Annotated in this window: 8 protein-coding genes; all 8 read left to right on the top strand. The window is 68.3% G+C overall.

Annotation, left to right across the window (positions count from 1 at the left end; genetic code table 11):
* Positions 1-467 (top strand): SufD family Fe-S cluster assembly protein (locus JWQ91_RS03440; RefSeq protein WP_297780861.1); only part of this gene is annotated, 467 nt, incomplete at its 5' end.
* 41 nt (positions 468-508) lie between these two features.
* On the top strand, positions 509-1,666 hold the full coding sequence (gene sufD / locus JWQ91_RS03435; RefSeq protein WP_297780859.1) for a Fe-S cluster assembly protein SufD: 1,158 nt from the start codon (positions 509-511) through the stop codon (positions 1,664-1,666).
* A complete protein-coding gene (locus JWQ91_RS03430; RefSeq protein ID WP_297780855.1) occupies positions 1,663-1,983 on the top strand; it encodes a non-heme iron oxygenase ferredoxin subunit in 321 nt (106 codons plus the stop codon). Before sufD ends, JWQ91_RS03430 begins: the two co-directional genes overlap by 4 nt.
* Before the next feature lie 2 nt (positions 1,984-1,985).
* A complete protein-coding gene (gene sufC, locus JWQ91_RS03425) occupies positions 1,986-2,747 on the top strand; it encodes a Fe-S cluster assembly ATPase SufC (protein WP_297780852.1) in 762 nt (253 codons plus the stop codon).
* Positions 2,744-4,012, top strand: a complete 1,269-nt coding sequence (locus JWQ91_RS03420; RefSeq protein ID WP_297780850.1) for a cysteine desulfurase — start codon at positions 2,744-2,746, stop codon at positions 4,010-4,012. Before sufC ends, JWQ91_RS03420 begins: the two co-directional genes overlap by 4 nt.
* Positions 4,013-4,019: 7 nt before the next feature.
* A complete protein-coding gene (gene sufU, locus JWQ91_RS03415; RefSeq protein WP_297780848.1) occupies positions 4,020-4,496 on the top strand; it encodes a Fe-S cluster assembly sulfur transfer protein SufU in 477 nt (158 codons plus the stop codon).
* On the top strand, positions 4,493-4,855 hold the full coding sequence (locus JWQ91_RS03410; protein ID WP_297780845.1) for a metal-sulfur cluster assembly factor: 363 nt from the start codon (positions 4,493-4,495) through the stop codon (positions 4,853-4,855). The genes sufU and JWQ91_RS03410 overlap by 4 nt, the downstream gene beginning before the upstream one ends.
* Before the next feature lie 166 nt (positions 4,856-5,021).
* A partial coding sequence (locus tag JWQ91_RS03405; RefSeq protein ID WP_297780842.1) for an ATP-binding cassette domain-containing protein occupies positions 5,022-6,024 on the top strand: 1,003 nt, incomplete at its 3' end.

The raw sequence follows: 6,024 nt of genomic DNA, 5'->3' as shown, positions 1-6,024 counted from the left end.
GCGAGACCCTGTCCATCGCTTTCGCCGGCGAGGGCCAGCACCAGGACACCGGTTCGAAGATGGTCCACATCGCGCCGAACACCAAGAGCTCGATCGTGTCCAAGTCGGTGGCCCGCGGCGGTGGCCGCGCTGCCTACCGCGGCCTGGTCCAGGTCCGTGAGGGTGCCAAGCACTCGGCCAACACGGTGCGCTGCGACGCGCTGCTGGTGGACACCATCAGCCGATCGGACACTTACCCGTACATCGACATCCGTGAAGATGACGTCACCATGGGCCACGAGGCCACGGTTTCGCGCGTCAGCGAAGAGCAACTGTTCTATCTGATGTCCCGCGGCATGCGTGAAGACGAGGCCATGGCGATGATCGTCCGCGGCTTCATCGAGCCCATCGCGAAGGAGCTCCCCATGGAGTACGCCCTCGAGCTCAACCGCCTGATCGAGCTCCAGATGGAAGGTGCTGTCGGCTGATGACCGCGCGTCTCGTAGATGGCCCAGAGGCCATCCAAGACTTGTCCAAGGCTCTCGAGCTCAGCCCGGTCGAGTCGCACCTGCACCCTGAGGGGTCGTTCGACCTGGCCGATCACGAGGTCCCGACGGGGCGTGAGGAGATCTGGCGGTTCACCCCGCTCAAGCGCCTGCGCGGCCTGCACGTCGACGCCCCGCTCGACGGCGAGGACTTCACGATCGAGGTCGACGCCGCTCCCGGCGTGACCGCCGTGTCGGTGCCCACCGCGGACTCCGCGCGCGGTGCCTCCGGCTACGTCCCGGTCGACCGCGTCTCGGCCCGTGCCTGGGCCGCCGCGACCTCGGTCTTCGAGATCACGATCCCGGCCGACACCGAGACCGAGCAGCCCACGACGCTCAAGCTCCACGGCGGCAGCGTCGAGCAGGCGGCCGCAGGCCACCTGCTGGTGCGCGCCGGCCAGTTCAGCAAGGCCGTCGTGATCGTCGACTACGCCGGCTCGGCCACGTGGGCCGAGAACATCGAGGTCGTCGTCGAGGACGGCGCCCAGCTGACCTTCGTGACGGTTCAGGACTGGAACGACGACAGCGTCCACGTCGTGACGCAGCACGCCCGGGTCGGCCGCGACGCGACCTTCAAGCACGTCGTGGTCTCGCTCGGCGGTGACGTCGTGCGCGCCAGCACCTCGGCGGACTACATCGGCACCGGCGGCAGCGTCGAGATGCTGGGTGTCTACTTCGCTGACGAGGGCCAGCACATCGAGCACCGGCTGTTCGTCGACCACACCGCGCCGCGTACCAAGAGCAACGTCGAGTACAAGGGCGCGCTGCAGGGCCAGGACGCGCACACGGTCTGGATCGGCAACGTCCTGATCCGCAAGGAGGCCGAGGGCATCCTGACGTACGAGAGCAACGACAACCTCGTGCTGACCGACGGCGCCAAGGCCGACTCGGTGCCCAACCTGGAGATCGAGACCGGCGAGATCGAGGGCGCGGGCCACGCGTCCACGACGGGCCGGTTCGACGACGAGCATCTGTTCTACCTGCAGAGCCGCGGCATCCCTGCCGAGGAGGCCCGCCGCCTCGTCGTCCACGGCTTCTTCAACGACATCATCCGCCGCATCGGTGTCCCGTCCCTCCAGGAGCGACTCGTCGAGTCGATCGAGGAGGAGCTCGCCGAGCACGTGGGACGGCTCAGCGCATGACGTACGTCCCCGCAGCATCGCTCGTCGACGTCCCCGACGGGGGTGTCCTCGCCGTCGAGCTCGACGGCACCGAGGTGGCCCTCGTCCGCGACGGCGACGACGTCTACGCGATCCGCGACGAGTGCTCGCACGCCGCGATCCCCCTCTCCGAGGGTGATGTCGAGGGCTGCGAGATCGAGTGCTGGTTGCACGGCTCGCGTTTCGACGTCAGGACCGGCAAGCCGGTCAACTTCCCGGCCACCGAGGCCGTCCCGACCTATTCCACCCAGATCGAGGGAGACACCGTGATGGTCGATCTCTCCACCCCCAGGAGCTGAACATGTCAACACTCGAGATCAAGGACCTGCACGTCTCGGTCGACACCGAGGAGGGCGCCAAGGAGATCCTCAAGGGCGTCGACCTCACGGTGAAGTCCGGCGAGGTCCACGCCATCATGGGTCCCAACGGCTCCGGCAAGTCCACGCTGGCCTACTCCATCGCCGGCCACCCGAAGTACCAGGTCACGAGCGGCAGCGTGACGCTCGACGGCATCGACATCCTGTCGATGTCGGTCGACCAGCGCGCCCGCGCCGGCCTGTTCCTCGCGATGCAGTACCCCGTCGAGGTCCCCGGCGTCTCGGTCGCCAACTTCCTGCGCACCGCCAAGACCGCGATCGACGGCGAGGCCCCCAAGCTCCGCACCTGGATCAAGGACGTCAACGAAGCGCTCGAGCGGGTCACGCTCGACAAGGAGTTCGCCCAGCGCAGCGTCAACGAGGGCTTCTCCGGCGGTGAGAAGAAGCGCCACGAGATCGCCCAGCTCGAGCTGCTCAACCCCACGTTCGCCGTCCTCGACGAGACCGACTCGGGTCTGGACATCGACGCCCTGCGCGTCGTGTCCGACGGCGTCAACCGCTACAGCGGCCAGGGTGACCGTGGCGTCCTGCTGATCACGCACTACACCCGCATCCTGCGCTACATCGAGCCCGACTTCGTCCACGTGTTCGTGGCCGGCCGCGTCGCCGACCAGGGCGGCAAGGAGCTCGCCGACGAGCTCGAGGCCAACGGCTACGACAAGTACGTCAAGGCTGCCGCGCTGTGACCGTCGTCGAGGGGACCACGTACGACGTGGCACGCATCCGGGAGGACTTCCCGATCCTGGGACGTCGGCTGTCCGGGGACCTGCCCTTGGTCTACCTCGACAGCGCCAACACGTCGCACAAGCCGCGACAGGTCATCGACGCGATCGACGACCACTACCGCCACCACAACGCCAACGTCGCCCGGGCCATGCACCAGCTCGGCGCGGAGGCCAGTGCGGCGTTCGAGCTCGGCCGGGACAAGGTCGCCGCGTTCATCGGCGCGCCGAGCCGCGACGAGGTCGTGTTCACCAAGAACGCGTCCGAGGCGCTCAACCTCGTCGCGCGGGTCCTCGGTGAGACGCCCGTCGGGGGACAGGCCCGCATCGGGGCCGGTGACGAGGTCGTCATCACCGAGATGGAGCACCACTCCAACATCGTGCCGTGGCAGCAGCTGACCCAGCGCACCGGAGCGACGCTCCGCTGGTTCGGCGTCACGGACGAGGGCCGGCTCGACCTCGACGACATCGACACGCTCATCACCGAGCGGACCAAGATCGTCGCGGTCACGTGGGTCTCCAACATGCTCGGCACGATCAACCCGCTCGACGTCATCATCGCCAAGGCGCACGCCGTCGGCGCCCTGGTCGTCGTCGACGCGTCGCAGGCCGTGCCGCAGATCCCGGTCGACGTCGCGGCGCTCGGCGCCGACTTCGTCGCGTTCACGGGTCACAAGCTCGTCGGGCCGACCGGCATCGGCGTGTTGTGGGGGCGCTACGACCTGCTGGCCTCGCTGCCGCCGTTCCTCGGCGGCGGCGAGATGATCGAGACCGTCACGATGCAGCGCTCGACGTACGCCCCGCCGCCGGCGCGGTTCGAGGCCGGCACGCCGCCGATCGCCGAGTCCGTCGGCATCGGTGCGGCGGTCGACTACCTCAGCTCGATCGGCATGGCCAACATCGCCGCGCACGAGCAGGCCATCACGGCGTACGCCCTGGGCGCGATGCAGGAGATCGACGGCCTCACGGTCGTCGGTCCGAAGGAAGCGATCGACCGCGGGGGCGCGGTGAGCTTCACGCTTGACGGTGTCCACCCGCACGACGTGTCGCAGCTGCTCGACTCGCGCGGCGTCGCCGTGCGGGCCGGTCACCACTGCGCCAAGCCGGCGCACCTGCGGTTCGGCGTGCAGTCGACGACGCGTGCGTCGTTCTACCTCTACACGACCGAGCAGGAGATCGACGCGCTGGTCGAGGCGTTGCACCACACCAAGAAGTACTTCGGAGCCTAGGGGGACCGTGAACGTCGACTCGCTCTACCAGGAGATCATCCTGGACCACTACAAGCACCCGCACGGGGCCGGACTGCGTGACCCCTTCGAGGCGGAGGTCCACCACGTCAACCCGACGTGCGGCGACGAGATCACCCTGCGGGTGCACCTCGACGGCGAGACCGTCGCGGACGTGTCGTACGCCGCCCAGGGCTGCTCGATCAGCCAGGCCTCGGTCTCGGTGCTCAACGACCTGGTGATCGGCAAGTCCGTCACCGAGGGGATGGCCGTGCTCGACTCGTTCACCGAGCTGATGCAGGGCAAGGGGCAGGTCGAGCCCGACGAGGACGTCCTCGAGGACGGCATCGCGTTCGCCGGCGTCGCCCAGTTCCCGGCCCGCGTCAAGTGCGCGCTGCTGGGCTGGATGGCCTGGAAGGACGCCGTCTCGCAGGCCCTCGTCACCAGTTCTTCTTCAGACCCAGCGATCACGGGAGACCCCACATGACCACCGATCACAGCGACCTGCCCGAGGTGTCCACGGCACCCGCCGGCGCGACGACGAAGGAAGACGTCCTCGAGGCGATGAAGGACGTCGTCGACCCCGAGCTCGGCATCAACGTCGTCGACCTCGGCCTCGTCTACGGCGCCGATGTCGACGAGCACAGCAACACGGTGCTGTCGATGACGCTGACGTCTGCCGCCTGCCCGCTGACCGACGTCATCGAAGACCAGACGCGCGCCGCACTCGACGGCATCGTCAACGACTTCCGCATCGAGTGGGTCTGGATGCCGCCGTGGGGCCCGGACAAGATCACCGACGACGGCCGCGAGATGCTCCGCGCCCTCGGCTTCAACATCGGCTGACCCCGTCGCGGTGGTGAGGCAACTCACCACCGCACTGCCGCGCGACCGGTAACCCTCTGCTCAGCGGCGACGTAGACTGGACGGGTGAGCTTCTACCAGCGGGAATGACGTCGAGCGCCTCTCGCGCCCCGTCGATCCCTGCACTCACCCGATCTGAAGGTTCCCCATGCTCACCGTCTCCAATGTGGAGCTGCGCTTCGGCGCGCGCGTCCTGATGTCCGATGTGTCCTTCCGGGTCGACAAGGGCGACAAGGTCGGTCTGGTCGGCCGCAATGGCGCCGGCAAGACGACGCTGACGCGCATGCTGTCCGGCGACGGCCAGCCGGCCGAGGGCACCATCACGTCCACCGGGAAGATCGGCTACCTGCCGCAGGACCCCAAGTCCGGAGACCTGGCGACGACCGCCCGCGACCGCATCCTCGGTGCCCGCGGCCTCGACGAGGCGCTGACGGCGATGCGCAAGGCCGAGATCGACATGGGCTCGCCGGATCCCGCGATCGCCGAGAAGGCCATGAAGGCCTACACTCGCGCCGACACGCTGTTCGGCGCCGGCGGTGGATATGCCGCCGAGTCGGAGGCAGCCACGATCTCGCACGCCCTGGGTCTGCCGGACCGGGTGCTGGAGCAGCCGCTGTCGACCCTGTCGGGTGGACAGCGCCGCCGCATCGAGCTGGCCCGCATCCTGTTCTCCGACGCCGACACGCTGCTGCTGGACGAGCCGACCAACCACCTGGACGCCGACTCCGTCACGTGGCTGCGCGGCTTCCTGAAGACCTTCTCGGGCGGCGTCGTGATCATCAGCCACGACGTCGACCTCATCGAGGAGACCGTCAACAAGGTCCTGTACCTCGACGCCAACCGCGGCACGATCGACATCTACAACATGGGCTGGAAGTCCTACGTCAAGCAGCGTGAGGCCGACGAGGCCCGCCGCAAGCGCGAGCGCAGCCTCGCGGTCAAGAAGGCCGACGCCCTCACGAGCCAGGCCAACAAGTTCCGCGCCAAGGCATCCAAGGCATCGACGGCCCAGCAGATGCTGCGCCGGGCCGAGCAGCTCGTCTCCGGGCTGGAGGGCGAGCGGGTGCAGGACAAGGTCGCGAACATCAAGTTCCCGAAGCCCGCGCCCTGCGGCAAGACGCCCCTGATGGCCGAGGGACTGTCGAAGTCGT

Source organism: Aeromicrobium sp. (assembly GCF_025965075.1).
GTDB lineage: Bacteria > Actinomycetota > Actinomycetes > Propionibacteriales > Nocardioidaceae > Aeromicrobium.
The sequence above is the reverse complement of the archived record's forward strand: the minus strand, read 5'-3'. Positions and strand labels throughout refer to the sequence as shown.